The organism is Paraburkholderia piptadeniae (assembly GCF_900007165.1).
GTDB lineage: Bacteria > Pseudomonadota > Gammaproteobacteria > Burkholderiales > Burkholderiaceae > Paraburkholderia > Paraburkholderia piptadeniae.
The window spans coordinates 76,620-96,477 of the sequence record NZ_CYGY02000010.1 but is presented as its reverse complement, the minus strand read 5'-3'; the positions used below and the strand labels follow the sequence as shown (position 1 = coordinate 96,477).

General features: G+C 62.0%; 24 protein-coding genes. 9 read left to right on the top strand and 15 right to left on the bottom strand.

What is annotated here, in order from left to right; genetic code table 11:
* Window positions 1-36: 36 nt before the first annotated feature.
* The 4 genes from BN2476_RS04175 to sapR all read right to left on the bottom strand — a co-directional run bounded on the left by BN2476_RS04175 (window position 37) and on the right by sapR (window position 4,262).
* Window positions 37-1,107, bottom strand: a complete 1,071-nt coding sequence (locus BN2476_RS04175) for an ABC transporter permease (RefSeq protein WP_087732895.1) — start codon at window positions 1,105-1,107, stop codon at window positions 37-39.
* Window positions 1,108-1,129: 22 nt separating this feature from the next.
* Window positions 1,130-2,737 carry an ABC transporter substrate-binding protein gene (locus BN2476_RS04170; RefSeq protein WP_087732894.1) on the bottom strand — a complete coding sequence of 536 codons (1,608 nt, stop codon included), beginning with the start codon at window positions 2,735-2,737 and terminating at the stop codon, window positions 1,130-1,132.
* Window positions 2,738-2,799: 62 nt separating this feature from the next.
* On the bottom strand, window positions 2,800-3,366 hold the full coding sequence (ddpX, locus tag BN2476_RS04165; RefSeq protein ID WP_087732893.1) for a D-alanyl-D-alanine dipeptidase: 567 nt from the start codon (window positions 3,364-3,366) through the stop codon (window positions 2,800-2,802).
* A 5-nt stretch (window positions 3,367-3,371) separates the two neighbouring features.
* Window positions 3,372-4,262, bottom strand: a complete 891-nt coding sequence (gene sapR / locus BN2476_RS04160) for a sap1 transcriptional regulator SapR (RefSeq protein ID WP_087732892.1) — start codon at window positions 4,260-4,262, stop codon at window positions 3,372-3,374.
* A gap of 439 nt (window positions 4,263-4,701) precedes the next feature.
* On the opposite strand from sapR, the gene BN2476_RS04155 reads away from it, so the two are divergent.
* Window positions 4,702-6,165 (top strand): catalase, encoded by a 1,464-nt coding sequence (locus BN2476_RS04155; protein WP_087732966.1) that lies wholly within the window; start codon window positions 4,702-4,704, stop codon window positions 6,163-6,165.
* 143 nt (window positions 6,166-6,308) lie between these two features.
* On the opposite strand, the gene BN2476_RS04150 is transcribed toward BN2476_RS04155, so the two are convergent.
* Both BN2476_RS04150 and BN2476_RS04145 read right to left on the bottom strand, forming a co-directional pair.
* Window positions 6,309-6,797 (bottom strand): free L-methionine (R)-S-oxide reductase MsrC, encoded by a 489-nt coding sequence (locus BN2476_RS04150; protein WP_087732965.1) that lies wholly within the window; start codon window positions 6,795-6,797, stop codon window positions 6,309-6,311.
* 72 nt (window positions 6,798-6,869) lie between these two features.
* Window positions 6,870-7,541, bottom strand: a complete 672-nt coding sequence (locus BN2476_RS04145; RefSeq protein ID WP_087732891.1) for a nitroreductase — start codon at window positions 7,539-7,541, stop codon at window positions 6,870-6,872.
* Between the two features lie 170 nt (window positions 7,542-7,711).
* On the opposite strand from BN2476_RS04145, the gene BN2476_RS04140 reads away from it, so the two are divergent.
* Complete coding sequence (locus BN2476_RS04140; protein ID WP_235850693.1) at window positions 7,712-8,326, top strand: hypothetical protein; 615 nt, start codon at window positions 7,712-7,714, stop codon at window positions 8,324-8,326.
* 79 nt (window positions 8,327-8,405) lie between these two features.
* On the opposite strand, the gene BN2476_RS04135 is transcribed toward BN2476_RS04140, so the two are convergent.
* A complete protein-coding gene (locus BN2476_RS04135; protein ID WP_087732963.1) occupies window positions 8,406-9,164 on the bottom strand; it encodes a sulfite exporter TauE/SafE family protein in 759 nt (252 codons plus the stop codon).
* Window positions 9,165-9,239: 75 nt separating this feature from the next.
* On the opposite strand from BN2476_RS04135, the gene BN2476_RS04130 reads away from it, so the two are divergent.
* Window positions 9,240-10,139: a LysR family transcriptional regulator gene (locus BN2476_RS04130; RefSeq protein WP_087732890.1), complete on the top strand. Its 900-nt coding sequence runs from the start codon at window positions 9,240-9,242 to the stop codon at window positions 10,137-10,139.
* Here the strand turns inward: BN2476_RS04130 and BN2476_RS04125 are convergent.
* From BN2476_RS04125 to BN2476_RS04115, 3 genes are all read right to left on the bottom strand, one after another.
* Window positions 10,122-10,754 carry a lytic transglycosylase domain-containing protein gene (locus BN2476_RS04125; protein WP_235850688.1) on the bottom strand — a complete coding sequence of 211 codons (633 nt, stop codon included), beginning with the start codon at window positions 10,752-10,754 and terminating at the stop codon, window positions 10,122-10,124. The genes BN2476_RS04130 and BN2476_RS04125 overlap by 18 nt on opposite strands.
* Window positions 10,755-11,011: 257 nt before the next feature.
* Complete coding sequence (locus BN2476_RS04120) at window positions 11,012-12,571, bottom strand: phospholipase D family protein (protein ID WP_087732888.1); 1,560 nt, start codon at window positions 12,569-12,571, stop codon at window positions 11,012-11,014.
* A 90-nt stretch (window positions 12,572-12,661) separates the two neighbouring features.
* A complete protein-coding gene (locus BN2476_RS04115; RefSeq protein ID WP_235850687.1) occupies window positions 12,662-13,042 on the bottom strand; it encodes a response regulator in 381 nt (126 codons plus the stop codon).
* Between the two features lie 556 nt (window positions 13,043-13,598).
* Between BN2476_RS04115 and BN2476_RS04105 the strand changes: the two genes are divergently transcribed.
* Window positions 13,599-13,817 (top strand): hypothetical protein, encoded by a 219-nt coding sequence (locus tag BN2476_RS04105; protein ID WP_087732885.1) that lies wholly within the window; start codon window positions 13,599-13,601, stop codon window positions 13,815-13,817.
* Window positions 13,818-13,877: 60 nt separating this feature from the next.
* Here BN2476_RS04105 and BN2476_RS04100 read toward each other — a convergent pair whose 3' ends face one another.
* Complete coding sequence (locus BN2476_RS04100) at window positions 13,878-14,777, bottom strand: glycosyltransferase (RefSeq protein ID WP_087732884.1); 900 nt, start codon at window positions 14,775-14,777, stop codon at window positions 13,878-13,880.
* Window positions 14,778-15,002: 225 nt separating this feature from the next.
* Between BN2476_RS04100 and BN2476_RS04095 the strand changes: the two genes are divergently transcribed.
* From BN2476_RS04095 to BN2476_RS04080, 4 genes are all read left to right on the top strand, one after another.
* On the top strand, window positions 15,003-15,536 hold the full coding sequence (locus BN2476_RS04095; RefSeq protein WP_087732883.1) for a carboxymuconolactone decarboxylase family protein: 534 nt from the start codon (window positions 15,003-15,005) through the stop codon (window positions 15,534-15,536).
* 204 nt (window positions 15,537-15,740) lie between these two features.
* Entirely contained in the window at window positions 15,741-16,145 is a 405-nt protein-coding gene (locus BN2476_RS04090; RefSeq protein WP_087732882.1) for an FKBP-type peptidyl-prolyl cis-trans isomerase, read from the top strand.
* Between the two features lie 173 nt (window positions 16,146-16,318).
* Window positions 16,319-16,933: an arsenate-mycothiol transferase ArsC gene (locus tag BN2476_RS04085; RefSeq protein WP_235850686.1), complete on the top strand. Its 615-nt coding sequence runs from the start codon at window positions 16,319-16,321 to the stop codon at window positions 16,931-16,933.
* Between the two features lie 127 nt (window positions 16,934-17,060).
* Entirely contained in the window at window positions 17,061-17,906 is an 846-nt protein-coding gene (locus tag BN2476_RS04080) for a CHAD domain-containing protein (RefSeq protein WP_087732880.1), read from the top strand.
* Between the two features lie 171 nt (window positions 17,907-18,077).
* Here BN2476_RS04080 and BN2476_RS04075 read toward each other — a convergent pair whose 3' ends face one another.
* The 4 genes from BN2476_RS04075 to BN2476_RS04060 all read right to left on the bottom strand — a co-directional run bounded on the left by BN2476_RS04075 (window position 18,078) and on the right by BN2476_RS04060 (window position 19,577).
* Window positions 18,078-18,269 carry a DUF3562 domain-containing protein gene (locus tag BN2476_RS04075; protein WP_087732879.1) on the bottom strand — a complete coding sequence of 64 codons (192 nt, stop codon included), beginning with the start codon at window positions 18,267-18,269 and terminating at the stop codon, window positions 18,078-18,080.
* 235 nt (window positions 18,270-18,504) lie between these two features.
* Window positions 18,505-18,855 (bottom strand): hypothetical protein, encoded by a 351-nt coding sequence (locus BN2476_RS04070; RefSeq protein ID WP_173819583.1) that lies wholly within the window; start codon window positions 18,853-18,855, stop codon window positions 18,505-18,507.
* Window positions 18,856-18,939: 84 nt separating this feature from the next.
* Window positions 18,940-19,359 (bottom strand): secondary thiamine-phosphate synthase enzyme YjbQ, encoded by a 420-nt coding sequence (locus tag BN2476_RS04065; protein ID WP_087732877.1) that lies wholly within the window; start codon window positions 19,357-19,359, stop codon window positions 18,940-18,942.
* Complete coding sequence (locus tag BN2476_RS04060) at window positions 19,335-19,577, bottom strand: hypothetical protein (protein ID WP_087732876.1); 243 nt, start codon at window positions 19,575-19,577, stop codon at window positions 19,335-19,337. Before BN2476_RS04060 ends, BN2476_RS04065 begins: the two co-directional genes overlap by 25 nt.
* Here BN2476_RS04060 and BN2476_RS04055 point away from each other — a divergent pair.
* The gene (locus BN2476_RS04055; RefSeq protein ID WP_087732875.1) at window positions 19,576-19,842 is read left to right on the top strand and encodes a cupin domain-containing protein; all 267 of its coding nucleotides are present in this window, start codon (window positions 19,576-19,578) and stop codon (window positions 19,840-19,842) included. The genes BN2476_RS04060 and BN2476_RS04055 overlap by 2 nt on opposite strands.
* Window positions 19,843-19,858 lie beyond the last annotated feature (16 nt).

Here is a 19,858-nt window from a genome sequence, read left to right as displayed (position 1 = left end):
TCAACAGTGGGACGCACGTAGAAGTTCTCCGTTGCATCAGCGGGCGCGCGGATCGAACACGCGATAGAGCGCATCCGTCAGCAGGTTCAACGCAATGAATGTGATGCCGATCACGAGCGTACTGCCGAGCACGGCATTCATGTCGGCATTGAGCAGGGCGCCCGTCAGATACGAACCGATGCCGGGCCACGCGAATACGATTTCGGTCAGCACCGAGCCTTCGAGCAAAAAGCTGTATGACAGAGCGATCACTGTCAGCAGCGGCACCGCGATATTGCCGAACGCATGCACCCACACCACGCGCCGCTCGGACAGGCCTTTCGCGCGCGCCGTCGTGATGTACTCCTGGTTCAACTGGTCGAGCATGAACGAGCGCGTCATCCGGCTCAGATAGGCGACGGAGTAGTAGCCCAGGATCGCGGCGGGCAATGCGATGTGCGACAGCGCATTGAAGAACACATCCCATTCGCCCGCGATCAGCGAATCGATCAGCAGGCTGCCCGTGTGCGTGTCGACCATGCCGTCGAACACGGGATCGATTCGTCCCGGTCCCGACACCCAATGCAGCTTCGCATAGAAGAGCAGCAGCCCCATCAGCCCGAGCCAGAACACGGGCACGGAACTGCCGATCAGGCCGATGAAACGCGCGACGTGATCGATCCAGCGATTGTGCCGCGTAGCGGCAATCACGCCGAGCGGCACGCCGACCAGTACGCCGATGATCGTCGACAGCGTCGCGAGTTCCAGCGTCGCGGGAAACACGCGCTTGATGTCGTCGATCACCGGGTTCGCCGTCAGCAGCGATACGCCCAGATCGCCGTGCAGCACCGCGCGCACGTAGATGAAGAACTGCTCGGCGAGCGGCTTGTCGAGCCCAAGCTGGATGCGCGCCGCCGCATACGCGCTCGCCGACGCGCGATCGCCGAGTATCGCGAGCACAGGGTCGATCGGCACCTTGCGGCCGATCACGAAGGTCACGGCGAGCAGGCCCGTGAACGTGACGGCGAGCGTGAGCGCCCAGCGCAGCACGCGCAGCGTCCAGCGCACGCTCGCGCTGCGCGCGGACGCAGCGCGAATGCGATCGATCGGAGTGAGCGTAGTCGACATGTGCCTGGAGAGTCGCGTGCGCTTACTGCTTCTTCACATGCAGATACGACACGAGGTCGTTGATCGGACCGACTTCGAGACCCGATACGCCCGGACGCATCGCCACCTGCGATACCTGCTGGAACATGATGACGAACGGCGATTTCGCGAGCATTTCCTTCTGCATCGTTTGATAGAGCTGCGCGCGCTTCGTCGTCGACGATTCGGCGAGCGCCGCGTTAGTCTCTTTCGTCAGATCGGGAATGTCCCACGAATTGCGCCACGCGAGCATCTTGTACGAGGACTTGTCGGAGTTGTCCGGGTTCCACGCATAGCCTTGGGCGTTGCTGTGCGGGTCGATGTAATCCGCCGACCATTCGCCGATATAGATATCGTGCTGGCGCGCGCGATACTTCGCGAGGGTCTGTTTGTTGTCGCCCGGAATGATCTCGACCTTGATGCCGCCTTGCGCGAGATTCGCCTGCACCGCTTGCGCGATTTCGTTGTACGGGTAAGCACTGCGCACGTCCATCGTCATGTTGAAGCCGTTCGGCAAGCCCGCTTTCGCGAGTAGCGCCTTGGCCTTCGCGACGTCCTGGTGGTACGGATTGGTATTCAACGCGCCAAGAAAGCCTTCGGGCAGGAACGTCTGATGAACCTTGAACGTGCTCTTCGTCACGTTCTTCTGAATGCCGTCGTAGTCGATCAGCCACTTCATCGCTTCCTGCACTTCCGGCTTCGCGAGATTTGCGTTCTTCACATTGAGGCCGAGATAGAGCAGCGTCGCTTGCGGCACCGACATCACCTGAACCTTGTTCGCTTTCGTGAGCGTGGCGAGATCGTCGGGACTCAGATTGCGCGCGACATCCGCGTCGCCGTTTTCGAGCAGCAGGCGCTGGCTGGACGCTTCGGGCACGTGGCGCATCACGATCCGCTTCATCGCGAGCGGCACGCGGTAGCCGTCGTATTTCTGCAGGATGATGCTGTCGTTCGCCGTCCATTTGACGAGCTTGTACGCGCCGGAGCCGGCTTCGTTCGTGCGCAGCCATTCATTGCCGAAGTCGTTGCCCTTCTGATGCGACATCAACAGCTTCTTGTCGACGACCGATGCAGGCCAGGCGCCCAGCACGTTCAGCACGAACGTAGGCGCGTATTTCTGGTCGGTCGTGATGCTGACCGTGGTGTCGTCGATCTTCTTCACGTTTTGCAGCGCGTTGTCTTTCGTCAGGCCGATGCCTTGCAGCACGGCGGCCGCGCCCTTGTCGAGCAGCACGCAGCGCTGGATCGACCACGCGATGTCGTCGGCTGTCAGCGGATTGCCCGAGTGGAACTTGAGGCCGGGGCGAATCTTGAACGTGAAGGTTAGGCCGTCGGGGCTGACCGTCCACGATTGCGCAACGTCGCCGTTGAATTTCGATGGGTCTTTCAGATCGACGCGCACCAGACGGTCATACGTATTCGCGACGTATTCCTCGGGCACCAGCTCGTAGACTTCGCCCGGATCGAGCGTCGAGAATTCGTCGAGCGTGGTGGCGATCACCAGCATGTCTTTCGGTGTCGCCGCAAATGCGGTGCTTGTTGTCGTCATCGTAAGCGTCAGCGCGGATACGACCGCGACTGCCGCCAGCGCATTGCGCAAAACCAGATTCATACTCGCTCCGTATCGAGAGGAAAGTGCGGTGAGAGACCTGCTAACGGACAGCACCAACGCGATTACATCAATTTCAAAGGGCCGCTTTCGCTGTTGTCGATCACGGGCAGCGCGCGCGAACCCGGCAATTCGTAATGCCACCACTCGCTCGGGATATGCGTGAAGCCGGCCGCATGCATGATGCCGAGCAACAACAGCCGATTACGCTGCACGTGCTGCGGCAGGCCCTGATGGAAATGCTCTGACTCCTTGACCATCGCGTCGAAGCCCGTGCCCATGTCGAGGGGCTCGCCGTCGCTGTCGAGCAAGGTCAGATCGAGCGCGGTGCCGCGGCTATGGTTCGAGCCGCGGCCAAGCTCGGCGATATAGGTCGGATCGGGAAGAAAGTCCCATAGCACCTGTTGCGCTTGCGGCGGACGGTAAGCATCGAAAATGTGCAGCTTCATGCCGATGGTCGCGGCGAGTTCGACGGCCTTGCGCAAGCCCGCTTCGGCGGGTGGAAGCAGCAGGCAGTGCGCTTGTTTATAGATGGCCTTGCCGGTGAAATTGCGGTCGGTCGCATAAACGAGGTCGATGTTGACGCCGTGTGTTTCCTGCGTGATATGAATCAGTTGAGGTTTGTCGGTCATGAGAGTCAAAGGTCGAATTGATCGAGCTCGCGCTGCAACTCGCGGTTGCGCGCGACGCGTTCGTCGATGGCTGGACCCAGCCGTTCGACGATCGACGTAATCAGCAGATTGAAGAGGCAGGTGAGCGGCGCGAGCGAGTCCCAGAACTGGCCGACATCCGTCTTCACCTGCAACAGATCGGAGGGAAAGTCGCGCGCCCACGGACAATACAGATCGGTGACGAGCGCAAATGGCAATTCGCGCCGCGCGGCCGCTTCGCAATACCGGCGTGCGATGCGCGAATACGCGCGCGTGTCCGTGACGATCAGATAGGGCGATGCGAATTCCGAATTCAGCGAATCGACATACGAACCCGACATGCCGTCGGAGTAGAACACGCGCGGCCGCAGATATTCGAGGTAGCTGTAGAACGCGTTCGCAATGCCGCGCGTCGATTGAATGCCGAGAATAAAGACGGCATCGGCCGTGGCGATGCGCTGCGCGACGCGCGCAAATGTTTCGGCTTGCGCAAGCTGGTACACGTAGCGGATTGCATCGACTTCGAGATCGAGCGAACGGGCGAGAGCGGTGTCGCGCGTGGCGTCGTCGCTGATATTGTTGTTTGCGTTGCCGTGGTGGCGCTCGCTGCGCCACGCGTCGAGCCGGTCGGTGATGAACCACGGTCGCGCTTGTGCGCCGCGCAATTCGCGCTTCAGGTCGTCGAGATTGCGATAGCCGACGCTGCGCAGAAAGCGTCCGACCGAAATGCCGCTTGTGCCCGTCTGCTGCGCGATCTGGTCCGCCGTCTCGAGGCCAAGGCGCTCCAGGTTCGCCAGCATATAACTGGCGATACGCTTGGCCGTGGGCGTGAGCGTCGCGAAACTCGCTTCGACTGTGTGGGCGAACGCGGTGGACATCGAGTCGTCTTCCGGGTCTTGTTCTGCGTCGTGTCGGTTAGTTATCTGTCATTGCTCGGCGAGCTGGTATGTATATGACAAGGACAATAAAGCGAGTGCTAACTTAAATTTTTAATCGAATTCCAAAAACCAATAGAAAAGGGATGCGCCGCGCGTTGAGTGTCATTCTTTTGTCATGCGTTGCAGCGCGAGTAATAGTCGCCCTTATCTACTCGCCGATCCGAATGGCGCTAAGATCAACGCCGGAGCATCCGGGTCGCGTGTGTCGAGCACCACGCGACTTTAATCCCGACGTAACACCGACAGCATTGCATTGGCATGCCGTCCGGATTTCGCCTTTGGAAGCAACGGCGCAGTTGCCCGCTGCCCATGTAAGACCCACTGTACGCTCCGGCAGAAGGTCCGCCGGACTTTCTTATTAGTGTTGGAGGGGCTGAACGTGAACAAGCTGACTACTGCCTTTGGCGCACCTGTAGTAGACAACCAGAACATTCAGACGGCGGGTGCGCGTGGCCCGGCGTTATTGCAGGACGTGTGGTTCCTCGAAAAGCTCGCGCACTTCGACCGCGAAGTGATTCCCGAGCGCCGGATGCACGCGAAAGGTTCGGGCGCATTTGGCACGTTTACTGTCACGCACGACATCACGAAGTACACGCGGGCGAAGATCTTCTCCGCAGTCGGCAAGAAGACGGAACTGTTCGTGCGCTTCTCGACGGTCGCGGGCGAGCGTGGCGCCGCCGATGCCGAGCGCGACATTCGCGGCTTCGCGATCAAGTTCTATACGGAGGAAGGCAACTGGGATCTCGTCGGCAACAATACGCCTGTGTTCTTTCTGCGCGATCCGCTGAAATTCCCCGACCTGAATCACGCGGTCAAGCGCGATCCGCGCACGGGCTTGCGCAGCGCGGAAAACAACTGGGACTTCTGGACGCAACTGCCCGAAGCACTGCACCAGGTGACCATCGTGATGAGCGATCGCGGCATTCCGAAGTCGTTCCGTCATATGCATGGCTTCGGCAGCCACACGTTCAGCTTTATCAACACGGCGAAAGAGCGCTACTGGGTGAAGTTCCATCTCCAGACGCAGCAGGGCATCCAGAATCTGACCGATGCGGAAGCGGCCGCGCTTGTCGGCGCCGATCGCGAGAGCTCGCATCGCGACCTGTACGAAGCGATCGAGCGCAAGGAATTCCCGAAGTGGACGATGTACGTGCAAGTGATGCCGGAGAAGGACGCGTCGAAGTGCCCGTACAACCCGTTCGATCTGACGAAGGTGTGGCCGAAAAAAGACTATCCGCTGATCGAAGTCGGCGTGATGGAATTGAATCGTAACGCGGAGAATCATTTCGCGGATGTCGAGCAGTCCGCGTTCAATCCGGCCAACATCGTGCCGGGTATCAGCTTCTCGCCCGACAAGATGCTGCAAGGCCGGCTCTTCTCATACGGCGACGCGCAGCGCTATCGCCTCGGCGTGAATCACAGCCTGATTCCCGTGAATGCGCCGAGGTGCCCGGTGCACAGCTATCACCGCGACGGCTTCATGCGCGTGGACGGCAACATGGGCGGCGCCACGCCGTATAACCCGAACACGCGCGGCGAATGGCTCGATCAGCCGGATTTCAGCGAGCCGCCGTTGTCGATCGAAGGCGCTGCGGATCACTGGAATCATCGCGTCGACGAAGACTACTACTCGCAACCGGGCGCGCTGTTCCGGCTGATGAGTGCTGAGCAGAAGCAGGCGCTGTTCGACAATACAGCGCGCTCGCTCGCGGGCGTTTCGGAGCCGATCCAGAAGCTGCACATCGAGCATTGTACGAAGGCCGATCCAGCTTATGGAAAAGGCGTTACGGCAGCGCTTGAGTCGATCAAAAAAAGCAGCGCTACGCCGAATCGCGCGGTGTGAGCCACTATGAGCCGCTATAAGATGAGCACCGCGCAGCGCACGTGATGTGGCGATGCAAGGTAGCGTTTAGCCTGAGCGCTCCCCGAAGGTCGGCTGCGAGGCCGATCTTCGGGGCCGCACCAAAGAGCCGACGCGCGCTTAGGTCACTCAAGCGACGCGACGAAAATGCGCGCGACCTCTTCGAGTCCGCGCCGGTCATCGTCGTCGAAGCGCGCAAGCACGGGGCTGTCGATATCAAGCACGCCGACCAGTTCGCCATTCGCCTTTTGCAGCGGAATCACGATCTCCGAACGCGAGGCCGAGTCGCACGCGATATGCCCGGGGAACGCGTCGACATCCGGCACGACTTGCGTTTGTTGCGTCTGCGCCGCGTGGCCGCACACGCCGCGGCCCATCGGAATGCGCACGCAGGCAGGCTTGCCCTGAAACGGGCCGACCACGAGCTCGCCGTCGATGGCGAAATAAAAGCCCGCCCAGTTCAGTTGCGGCAGGCTGTGAAAAATCAGTGCTGACAGATTCGCCGCATTGGCGATCTGATTCGATTCGCCCTCAAGGAGCGAGCGCGCCTGCGAGGCCAGTTCGCGATAGAACTCGGCCTTGGGCAGCGCGGTATTGATGGTGGCTTCGAACATCGGATGCACTCGCGTCTGCTTCATCGAAGCAACCATTCTCGCATCAATGGGCGCGACGCGACGGCAGGCGTGTCAGATGCCGATGAACTCCGTGAACTCGTCGAGTGGCGTGCGCTGCGCACGCCATTGGTTGATCGCGGCGCCCGTATCCTCGTAACCGATTGCCATGCCGCTGAACAGCATGCGCTCGTCGGGCAAGTCGAGAAACGCGCCGATCGTCTTCGGATACATTGCCCAGCATTCCTGTGCGCAGCTATGCAGCCCTTCCTCGCGCAACAGCAGCATGACGGACTGCATGAACATGCCGAGATCGGACCATTGCGGCGGTCCCATGCGGCGATCGACGGTGCAGAAGAGCGCAAGCGGCGCATCGAAGAACGCGAAATTGCGCGCGAATTGCGCGAGACGTCCAGGCCGGTTCTCGCGCGCGATGCCGATGCTGCGATACAGGTCTTCGCCGACCTCAAAACGCCGCTCGCGATACGGCGAATGAAGATTCGGCGGATAGACGTGGTACTCCGTTTCTTCGCCGCCCGGCGCATCCGCGATGCGCTCGCGCATGATGTGCTTGAGTCGCGCGAGCGCGTCGCCCCCTACGACATGGATATGCCACGGCTGCAGATTGCCGCCCGAAGGCGAGCGCGCAGCGGTGGCGAGCACGCGGCGGATCACGTCGGGCGCGACGGGGTTGGGCAGAAACTGGCGCACCGATTTGCGGCTGGTGACTGCATCACTGACGTTCAAGCTTTTTCTCCACGAGTCATGGCCAACGAGATATGCCGATGATACAGGCGAGGATCCGCGTGTCCTGCTAAAGCTTCTGTAAGGCGGTGCCGTTAATTGGACCAAAACCCAGCGACCAAACCACGATGACCACATACGCAAACACAAACGGGGAGCCGCATTTGAATACGATGAAGCTGGCAACACATGTCGCCGCGATCGCTGCACTTGTTGCGCTGGCCGGTTGCGTCACGAGCGAGCAGCAGATCTCCGCCGCGCCTGCACGGCCGCGTCCCGCGGTCGTCGCGGTGCAGGCTCCACCGCCTGCCGTCGTCGTGCGCGCGCCGGCGCCTGCGCCCGTTGCGCAGCCCGTGTACGTGTCCGCGCCCAGCGACATTTATATCGCAGGCGTCGTGGATCGCGACGTGGTGTTCGTCGGCGGCAACACGTATCTATGGGTGGTGGGCCTGGATGGCCGGCGTCATCGGCATTTCTACGCGCACGGCGACCGTCGCGCTGAAGTGTTCCGACGACGCGAGCATCTGCGCGCCGAGATGGCTCGTCGTGGCGGTCACGCGCCGAGCCACGCGGTCGTCGCGCATCGTGACATGCGTGTGCCGCATCGGGCTGATCGTCGTGAAAGCGCGCCTGCGCGGCATGCATCAGCGGGGCATCGTCTGCAGCCGGGAGCGGCGCGCGTGGCGGAGCATCACGGCAACGATCGCGGACCGCGCGGCCACAACCGGCCGCCGCACGTCGACGAGGCCCAGCAGCAGGTGCCGCACCGGCAGGGGCACGCGGGCTGAGCGCCCGTTCATCGTAAGGTCGGGCGTCGTGCACGGCGCGATCATCGCCGTGCAGCGCCGATGTTAGCGATGGCTCAGTTCACTTTCCCGAACCGTACGCGCGCACGAAGAAAGCAATCGTGATGCACGCCGTCAGCATCAGCGTGCCGTAGCGGATCACGCGCGCGGGCGCGCGCCGTCCCACGTGTGCGCCGCCGTATCCGCCGAGCGTCGCGCCGATCAGCATCGCGAGAGTCTCGGGCCAATGCACCGCGTGCGCGACGATGAACGCGAGGACGGCCATCGTGTTGGCCGCGCTCACGAGCAGCGTGCGCGGCGCGTTGAGCAGCTTCAGTTCGCGGCTGTCGAGCAGGCCCCACACGGCCATCATCATGATGCCGACTGCGCCGCCGAAATAGCCGCCATACACGCCGAGCACGAACTGGATGACGAGCACGGCCGCTCGCCCGATGTGCCAGCGCTCGCGCATCCATTCGCCGAAGCGCCGGCCGAATGCGAGCGCGAGTGTCGCGAACAGCAGCAGCCACGGCACGACGAAATCGAATGTCTTTGCAGGCGTGAGCAGCAACAGCAACGCGCCGCAAATACCGCCGATCAGCGTCGTGACAATCATCGCGCGCAACGACACGGAGCCGATCGGCCCGAGTCCGTCGCGATACGCCCACGCGCTCGCGAGGCCGCCGGGATAGAGCGCGACAGTGCTCGAAGCGTTCGCCTGAACCGAAGGCACGCCCGCTGCAATCAATGCGGGAAGCGTGACGAACGAGCCGCCACCCGCCAGCGCGTTCATGCCGCCTGCGAGCAGCCCCGCGCCCGCTACAAGGAATAGACCGTTCATGCGACGCATCATAGCGGCGGCGGCTTCGCGGATACAATCGGGATTCTCCGATGCCAGCGTTCGCCCCAACCGAAGATGACGACGTCGCGTTTTGACCTTACCGATCTGCGGCTATTCCTGATGGTCGTCGAGCACGGCAGCCTCACGCGCGGCGCGCAGGCGATGCATCTCGCGCTTGCTTCGGCGAGCGAGCGCATTTCGGGCATGGAGTCCGCGCTCGGCACGCCGTTGCTCGAACGCACGCGACGCGGCGTGCGCGCGACGCCCGCAGGCGAGGCGCTCGTGCGTCACGCGCGGCTGATCGTCGGGCAGATCGAGCAGATGCGCGGCGAGCTGCGCAGCTATGCGACGGGCCTGAAAGGCCGCGTGCATCTGATGTCGAATACGGCCGCCCTCGCATCGTTTCTGCCCGAGCAGCTCTGCCGCTTCTTGAGCGCGCATCCCGATCTCTCCGTCGACATCGACGAACGGCCGAGCGCCGACATCGTGCGCGCCGTGGCCGAAGGGCGCGCCGACCTTGGCATCGTCGCGGATATCGCCGATCTGGCCGCGCTGCAAACATATCTGATCGCGGACGATCAACTGGTGGTTGTCGCGAGCCGCGCGCATCGCATTGCCAACGAAGCGCGCGTCGCGTTCGCCGATATCGTCGACGAGGCCTTTGTCGGCCTTTCCGATGCAGCGCTGGAGCGGCATCTTACGGAGCGCGCATCGCGGCTCGGGCGGCAGATGCAATACCGCGTGCGTCTGCGCAACGTCGCCGATCTCGGCCGGCTGATCGAAGCGGGCGTCGGCATCGCGATTCTGCCTGCTGCGTGCACACAGCCGCTGCGCGACGCGAATCTCGCGATCTTGCCGTTGTCCGAAGCCTGGACATCGCGGCGCCTGCACTTGTGCGCGCGGGACTTTGCGGCGCTCACGCCGCATGCGCACGCACTCGCGAAACAGCTGATGACGCTAGCGGATCGCGCCTAGCGACACCTTTTCGAGCGGCTGCGCATTGCCATTGCCGCGCAACGTCGCATTGAAACGCTGCATGCGCAGCGCGACGCGGCGCGCGTAGCCTTTGCCGCCGCCGCTATAGCGCAAGAGCGCGGCATCGATGTCGCCGCCCGATTCGTCGAGATAGCCGCGCAGGATCGACGAACCGATGCGCACATTGATCGCGGGATCATCGAGTTGCCTGACGTCGGCGACGGCGCGCGGATGGGCGGCAGGCAGCACCTGCATCAGGCCTCTCGCGCCGAGCGTGCTCACCGCGCGCGGATCGAATCCCGATTCGACGGCCATCACGGACAACAGCAGCACGGGCGACATCGAATAGCGGTTTGCTTCCGTGAGGACGGCTTGCGCGATGGTCAGCGCATCCGCAGCCGATACGCGAAACTGCGCGCGCAACGTCGCGACGATATCTTCAGGCGCGGGCAGAAAGGACGCATCGGTGGCGGCGGGCGCGGTTTCCGCTTGCGCATGCGCGAACGGCAACGCGCTGCATAGCGCGAGGCTTGCCGCCATCAGCGCGAACCTGAGAAGCGTGTATTTCCACTTTGCGCTGGCGAGGGCACGCCGTGCGTGTTGTTGTTCTTGCATGTCTCGTCTGGTGCGAGCCCAAATGCAAGCACTCTAGGCACTCTGCCATCGAGATTTTCAAAAGATGTGCGTTCGGCGCGTAAAGATCGCGTAAAGGCATTGGCGACCTGAATGCCGCGCAAACGTGCCGCGGAACGCGCTGGTGGAACGCGGTGGTGGAACGCGCTGGTGGAACGCGCTGGTGGAACGCGCTGGCAGAACGCGCTGGCAGAACGCGGTGGCAGAACGCGCTGGCAGAACGCGGTGGCAAAACGCCGCTACAACTGCGATTCGATCGGCAGTATGCCGAGCAGCCAGACGCCCGCCTTGCGCAGCGCCGATACGTCCGGCTCGCTGTCGAGGACTTTCGTGCTGCCGTCGGGCGCCGTATCGATCCACACGATGCTGTTCGTGCCGTTCGGATTCGGTCGCAGTTCTAGCCGCCATGCGATGTGGTCCAAGCTCGGCTCGAGCGTATCGACGACTTGCGATGCGGCCGCCGCACTTTCGCAATACACGCCGATTTCCGTATTGAGTTCGACGGAACGCGGATCGAGATTCATCGAGCCGATAAAGAGCGTGTCGCGATCGAACACATAGGTCTTCGCGTGCAGCGATGCCTTCGACGAGCCGAACAGATGCTTCTTGTCCTCGCCGGTATTCGCGCTGGCCACGGGCTTGAGTTCGTACAGCCGCACGCCCGCTTCGAGCAAAGCCTTGCGGTAGCGCTGATAGCCCGCGTGCACGGCGGCGACATCCGTGGCGGCGAGCGAGTTGGTCAGCACGGTCACGCGCACGCCATTGTGCGTGAGTCCCGTAAGCCACGCGACGCCTTCTTTTCCGGGCACGAAATAAGGCGAGACGACGAGCATCCGATGCTCCGGCTGAAGGTGGAGCGCCTTCAGTTGCGTCATCAGATGGCCTTGCGCGTTGGTCGGCGAGCGCGTGATCTTCGCAGGGTCGTCGTAGAGCAGCGTGGCTTTGCCCCACGAGAATTGCGCCGCGTCCTGCGAATGGATCACCTGCGTGAGCCGCGCTCGCGCATTGACGACGTACGGGTTGTTCTCCTCGGATGCGAGATACGCGTCGAGCTTCGCGCGAACCTCCGTGAGCGCGTTGGCATCCGCTTTGCGGCCCATCAGGCTGGCGATGGGATACGACGCGTCGGAGTTCCAGTACAGGTCGAATGCCGTCGATACGTCGCGCACCACGGGGCCGTGCACGAGCACATCGAGGTCGCCGAACGCGACGTCGGTCGACGCGCCGAAGTACTCGTCGCCGATATTGCGCCCGCCGAGTATCGCGCCTTCGTTGTCCGCGATCATCGACTTGTTGTGCATGCGCCGGTTCACGCGAAAGAACTCGGTGGCCATGCCGAGCTTCTTGAACGTGCGGCTGGCGACGGGGTTGAAGAGGCGGATCTGCACGTTCGGATGCGAGTCGAGCGCGAGCAGCAGCTTGTCGTCGGCGTTGGTGCCGAGGTCGTCGAGCAGGATGCGCACGCGCACGCCGCGATCGGCGGCGCGCAGCACCGCAGCGCCCAGCGCGCGGCCCGTCAGGTCGTCGTGCCAGATGTAGTACTGGAGATCGAGCGTGCGATCGGCGGCTTGCGCGAGCACGAGGCGCGCGACGAGCGCATTGACGGCGTCGGGCAACAGATGGAACGCGCTTTCGTCCGGGTGCTGCTGCTCTTGCCGCGTGAACGCGTTGGCAAGGCGCGTGTTCTGCGTATCGGCGACGGCATGCGTCTCGACGCGGTCCGTCTGCGGCGGCAAGCTTGCGCACGAAGTCAGCAATGCGACGGTGAAGGCCGCGAGAAGACTTCGTAGCTTGCTCATGTGCGCGCTCCGCAACGGGATGCGCGTCAGATTAGCGGGAGCGTTGGGCGGTTACAAGTGGAACAAGGGGAGCGCTGCCGTGGCACCGCTTTACGAGTCGAGCGAAGAGGTGCGGTTCGTCGGCGCTGTGCCTATCAGCAGCGTCAGGATCTTTACGATCATCATGGGATCGACGGGCTTTGCGCAGACGGCGTCGAAACCGCCGGCGCGAAGCTCGTCGAAGTTGTCGTCGGTTTCATAGGCCGTGTACGCAAGCAGCGGCACCGACGCGGTCTCGGGCGACGCGCGCAATGTCCTTGCGACAGCGAGCCCCGACACGCACGGCATCGCGACGTCGAGCACGACACCGTCGGGATGCCATTCGTTCACGATCTTCAGCGCGTCGCAACCGTTGTAGGCGACGTGCGTGTCGAAGCCGGTGCTGGCGAGAAAGGCAGCCAGCGAGTCGGCCGAATCGATGAAATCGTCCACGACGAGTACGCGTGGCGGGATCGAATGCGCGGCGAAGCGCGCTGCCGTCCATATGCGATTTCGCGTTGGCCTGAAGCTCGTGTTGCGCATGCTGCTCCCCCTGATTGGTCCGTCGCTGTTTGCGGTTGGTCGTCTGTCTTGTAAGCAGACACAGCAACGGCCATTCCAACCACGCATCCGGCGAGCTTTCAAACCCTGAACATGAGCCGCCGCGCAATGCCGGAAAACGCTGATTTTTCAGCGAGTTCGCGCGCGGTTCGTTGGGCTCCGGAAGCCGCATCGCGCACGCGGCATGTCAGAAGCGCCGCGCGTCTACCATGAAAGTCCGTCACGCGGATTGCAGCTTTTCCATATGCCACGAGGGCCGAATCGGCGAGCGGCGGCGCAAGCGCGGAACGCAACAGGGCGAACGCGGTCTGCAACGCACGGCTGCGTGTGTCGATGGGCACATAGACAAAGGCCTGGCGGGCGATTTGCCATGCTACGATGCCGTCATCCGCCGGGAGAAACCCAGCCCCGGATTGCATCGCACTTTCTTCGCTGCAGGAGGCTTGCCATGCACTTCGACTACAAGGGATTTCGCATCGACTGCCGGGCGAGGCACGACGAAGACGGTCACTACGTCGCCCAGGCCAAGCTCACTCGAGCGGCGACGGCGCATACGCCCGCCGAAGTGCATCAATCGGGCGACATCGATTCATTCGTCGACGAATCGGACGCGGTGACATGCGCGCGAACGTGGGCGATCGAATGGATCGATGAAAACTGGGACTAGCCGGACAGCTTTATCGCCCGGCTTCTGCAGTCCCACGCCGCGTGGAAGAACACGCAATACCTATTGCGCCGTTTGCTGGCGCCGGTGCTCGTTCTTCTTCATTTCAAGGTACTCTTGCCGGTCGAGCTCGTGCAACTGGCGCGGGTACTGCTCGGTTGCATCGAACCATGTTGCGAAGCGTCGAGCGACGCGCTTGTCGGCGGGCATCGCGAGCGAAGCCAGATACGCGTCGATGGCGAGGTAATAGCGCATCGTATTGCGTTCGACGAGCCCGCGCACGCCGCCGATGTAATCGCCGTCCGGCGCCTTCGTGAAGCCCACTTTCCCGCTGCCTATCGTCGCGAGATAGGCCTTCATCGCGATGCGCCCTGCTGTGCCGAATCCATACGAGTAGGTGAGATGCAGGAAGGTGCGCCCATTGCCGATGTCGGCGGCTTCGAGCACGATGCGATAGTCCTTTGTGCTGAGCGGTCCCGTCGCCGCGCTCAGTTCGACCTGGAAGTAGTCGGGGCCCGTCGCCACCGAACGGTAGTTGAACTGCACACGGTACGTGTCGCCGAGTTCCTGTTCCGTCTTCTTGCCCACGTTCATGCTGATGATCGCGCCGTTGCTGCCTGAAGCAGCGTGACAGTACTTCGTGTTCAGATGCAGGATCAGCACTTCGCACCAGTTGGCGGGGCCTTGCTGCGGATCGTTGAGCGCGCTGTTGACGAGCTCGAACGGGTAATCGACGACGGCGTAGATATCGCCCTTCAACGTGCTCTGCGTTTCTTCCGAGTCGAGATGGATCGGGCGATGAAAAGCGTTCGACTTGAGTTGCGGCGCGAGCGCATCGTACTTGTCCCTGAGCGCCGTGGCGTTGTCGTCGGCCCATGTCAGCGCGCCGAGCGACAGGCCCAAAAGCGCGAGGACCATGAACGCAAGTCGCCTCGTGATACGCATGATCCGCTGAGTGCTCATGACGGCGCTCCCGCTGACAGCTTCGTGGCTGGTCAATCCGGCTGGGCAAATTTCGCACGAATATAGCAGAGAAGCTAGCAGAGAAGCGCTGAAATGCGGATGAGCCGTTCGAGCATAAAGCTGATTTGAACCGGCATTCATCGCAGCATCGTTCGTTCCTAGAATGGCTTCCATGCGTTGACACCGTCACGCAACCACCCTTCGGTCAATTCTCTGGAGCACATCATGGGACGTCTCAATAGCCAAACCGTCAGCGAAGCCACCGGCCAGGCCGCCGATCTTTTTGCGGGCATCAAGCGCGCTGTCGGCATGGTGCCGAATGCGTATGTCGACATCGGCACGAACAGCCCCGCTGCACTGCAAGTCGTGCTGACCACGGGCGACGCGCTGAGCAAGGGTGCGCTGTCGCGCAAGGAAGTGGAAGCCGTCAAGCTCGCGATCAGCGGCGTCGCCGATTGTGATTACTGTCTCGCGGCTCACTCGCTGGCGGCCCGCAAGGCCGGCATCGCGGCCGACGATATCGCCGCGCTGCGCGAAGGGCGCGATTCCGCCGACGCGCATCTGAATGCAATCGCAGCGTTTGCGCGCACGGTGTTCACGACGCGCGGCACCGTGCCCGTCGAAGTCGTCGATACCGTGAAGGCCGCGGGCTATAGCAACCAGCAGATCGTCGAGACGCTGCTCGCAATCGCCGACATCACGTTCACGAACCTGTTCAATCGCGTGAACGATACCGTCGTGGATTTTCCGAAGGTCTGACGCAACGGCACGCCGCTCGCGTCGGGTGGCTGCCGTGCGCCCGTGACTGGCCACTGCCCGTCACGGGCGTTTTCAGTTGATCGCGTATGGCTGCGCGGCAGCGCGTCTCCCTGGTTTCATTTGTAGCGATTTGATTCAGCGCTCGGGCTGCATAGGTTCGATCCGCTAGAATGAGGCTCGCTTTTTTAAACCAAGGAGATTCGCGTGAAATCAGTTGTTGCCCTGCTCGCCGCAGCCGCGCTCGCGTCAACGGCGCTCACCGCTCAAGCTGCATCGACGGAAAAGCTGCCCTCGGGCGTCGTCGTCGAACACCTGACGCAGGGAAGCGGCCCGCAACCCACGGCCGCCGATGTCGTGCGCGTCAACTACCGCGGCACGCTCGCGAACGGCACGGAGTTCGACAGCTCGGCCAAGCACGGCGGTCCGGCAGAATTTCCGCTCGGCCGCGTGATTCCCTGCTGGACGCAAGGCGTCGCCACGATGAAAGTGGGCGAGAAGGCGAAGCTGACCTGCCCGGCCGCAACGGCTTACGGCTCGCGCGGCGTCGGCCCGATCCCGCCGAACAGCGATCTGACGTTCGAAGTCGAACTGCTCGCGATCGTCAAGTAACGATCTCTCTTCGCGCAGCGCCTTGGTTCACCACGTGGTTCTATTGTGGCGTGGGCGCTGCACTTCTTCCCGCCTCGCATTCCACATCGTGAGGAGCGAAAGCTCTGGCGGCGCAAATCCCGTATTGAATCGTTTGATTATCGTTAACGCTGGTTGGCAGAAGTCAAATTGGCGTGATACCTAATTGGTCTTGCGGCGAGTCAGATGGACGATTGGGATTCTGTCACCAATATGAAAAACTGCGCGCTCAGAATCCCGCAAAAAATAAGATTTGCATGACGGGGTATAGGGTGACCAGAAAACAAAGGGTGCTGTTCCTCTGCCGGGACAACGCAGCGCTTAGCATCTTGGCGGAAGCCTTGCTACGCGAGCTGGATGGATTGCATTTCGACGCTTTCAGCGCAGGTCTCGAACCCGCCGACAAAGTCCACGCGGCGGCAATGGGAGAGTTGCGTCATGGTTTTTCCAGCCTGGAGCTGCTCAATCCGAAGAGCTGGCTGGAGTTCACGAGCGAATGGGCGCCGCACATGGACTTCGTCATTACCTTGTGCGAAGAGTCGTCGCGCGTCGACATGCGCGCGTTTCACGGCCGCCCGCAATTGCTTCACTGGACGCTGACGCCGTCCGCGCGCTCCGCTTCGGGCGCGTTCGAATACGCGTTCTGGCAGATATTGAAGCGCGTCGAAGATTTCATCGCCGCCGAACGCCGCCCCTGGCCCTCGTTGACATTGCCGTCGGTTGCACCTTGCGCGTCCGATGCGTGCGACCTGCTATTGAGCGGCCAGTAACGGCTTAAAGTAGTAACGGCCCAGAGCGACGGCTCAAAGCGCAGCCACGGGACGCAGCTACATCGGGAACCTGATTTGCTTGGTCAGTCATGATCGGCACCGAGTGCTCACACAATCAGGGAACCCGATGAAAGTCGAAGCCAATACCGAAGCCAGTCGTGCACTGCCGCACGACGGCATGGCCGAAGCCCATTTTTCTCACTACGCCGCACCGTTGATCGACCGCGCACTCGCTTGCGCGGCCGCGCTGCGCGCCAATCCGGACGCGGAAGTGCTGCACGATCTGCGCGCGTCGTTGAGGCGCTTGCGTACGTTGTTGTGGGCGTACCGGCCGCTTCTTGACGACACGTTCGACGCGCAGCAGAGCGCGCTCTTCAAGTTCTTCGCGAACGCGGCCGGCAAGACCCGCGACTGGGACATTCTGATCGGCTTGCTCGAAGAGACATCCGACGCGCAAGGTCAACCCCGCGAGGCGCTCGAAGCAGCGCGTGCAAAGTCGCTCGACGCGAGCCGCGAAACGCTTGCGCGCGCCAACGTGAAGAGCGCGCTGCGCGATGCGCTCAAGGAAGCGAACCGCAAACTGAATACCTCGCACGATCGCACGCCGCTGTCGAAGTTCGCGCAACAGCGGCTCGCGTCGGCGCAAAAGTCGATGAAGAAGCGCATGAAGCGGGCGTCACACGCGAAGCGCTCGGACTACGCGTCCTATCACGAAGTGCGCAAGGCAGGGAAGAAGCTCCGCTATCTGATCGAGTTTTTCGAGCCGGTGCTGAAGAAGAAACAGGTGAAGTCCGTCACTTCGCTGAAGAAGCTTCAGAAGCGCTTTGGCGAGTTGAACGACGTCGTCGCGAGCGAGCAATTGTTGCGCGACAACCAGAGTGTGTTTTCCGACGAAGCGTTGAGCGCTCGTGCGCTCGACTCACTTGCGAAGGAACGCAAGCGCCGCATGCGCGCGGCAGCCAGGCTGTTATGACAGGCGCAAACGATGCCGCTCGTGATGACGCGTCAATGCAGAAGCGCTACCGGGTAGCGCTCCAACGCTCACACGTCATGTGTCATATCGATAGAAATGCAATCGCGTTGCAACGCGACGGATGCGTCAAGGCAATCGCGCGGGCCTTGGCGGCCGTTTGACGTCCTGTTGTTAGTGCCCTGTTCGCGAGCGCAATGTCTCGCGGACGCGCTTCGCCGCGAAGAGCGGCACATAGTCGAGGATGCGTGCTTCGCGCTCATAGTCCTCGACGGCATCTGTGTACATCTGCGATACGACCTCCTCCGGGCTGTCCGTGGATTCTGCAATTTCGTGCACGATCTTTTGCGAGTCGGCCGTCTTCATCCGGGGTCTCCCATCGTTCAGTCAGTAGTCGAGAGCTTGAATTGAAGAACACACGGCCGGTGACTGCCAATAGAACTTCGCAATCGACGGGCCCGGACCGGTGCCGTTGTACCGCACCGCGCGAAGAATGCCTGATTGATCAGACAGATAGCGCGCGTGCACAAGAACTTTTCCACAGGCCTGTGCACAGAAATTGTGGATAACGCGGAGCCGAATCGACGATGAAAGCTCGCCGTCATTGAAGCCACTTGCGTACGTCTTTTTCCCAGTCGGGTTCGCCACAACCTTTCGGGTTCTCGGGGCCGAGCACCGTGATATAGCCCCTGCTCTTCATGCACGATTCGTACGCGCGCACCTTCGTGCACTGGCCCGGACCCGAGTTCATCGCGACCGTCTTGCATTGCGCGATCGAGTGGTCCATCGGTCCGAAGTCCATGTCGCTCGAGTGGTGCAGCGACGGCGCGTCCGCGCCTGTCGCCGAAAATTCGACGGGACCCGTGTGGGAGCAGGCCGTCGCCAGCATCGCGAGCGCCGCCGCCGCGAAACGTGCGTGCAGGACGTGGCGAACATGGGCGCGCATTCTCATGATTCAATTCCTTATTGATGATGTCGGATCATAAGCGGGTGCGTCCTGCGAATGATTGCACTCGGGTCGAAAAGAGCGACGCGTTTATTCGCCGATCAGATGCAGCACGATGTCGCGTTCCTGCGGCCGCGCGCGATGCTCGAACAGATAGATGCCCTGCCATGTGCCGAGCACCATGCGGCCGTGTTCGACGGGGATCGAGAGCTGCACTTGCGTCAATGCGGTGCGAAGATGCGCGGGCATGTCGTCGGGGCCTTCCGTGTCGTGCTCGTATCGGCCCGGGTCTTCGGGCGCGAGCATCGCGAAGTGCCGTTCGAGATCGCGTTGCACCGAAGGGTCCGCGTTCTCCTGAATCAACAGCGACGCCGACGTGTGCCTGCAAAAGACCGTCAGCATGCCCGTTTGCATCGATTCGTCGCGCACGAACGCGGCGACCTCCGCAGTGAAATCGAATAATCCGCGAGCGCGCGCCCGCACGTTCAGATGTCGAATAGCCTGGCGCATGAATCGTTCTCCGATGTGCCGTATGTCTTGTGTCGTTGCCAAATGCAATGCTTGTCGATGAGTTTACCGCGCGCTTCGCGTTTCATCTTCTGCGGCCGGGGGAGTGGCGGCACATCGATTGCTACGCGTTCGCGCAGCCGATTTCGCTTTGCAAAACGGGCTATGCTGGTGATGCCGAATCGCTCGCCGTCGAACGGCAACTGAAAGGAGGCCGCCATGGAACGCGACGAATTCATCGACACGCTGAAGCGCGAAGGCTTCGCTGAAATCGTGACCGTGACACGCGATGCGCACGGCACGCTCGACGATCACGCTCATCCTTTCGAAGCGAAAGCGCTGATTCTGCATGGCCAGTTGACGTTGCGAGTCGGCGATACGGAGCACGTCTACCGGACGGGCGACGTATTTCATTTGCGCGCAAACGAAAGCCATTCGGAGCGTTTCGGGGCTGACGGCGTTCAATATCTGGTTGGCCGCAAGTGAAGGCAGCGGGAGTCCG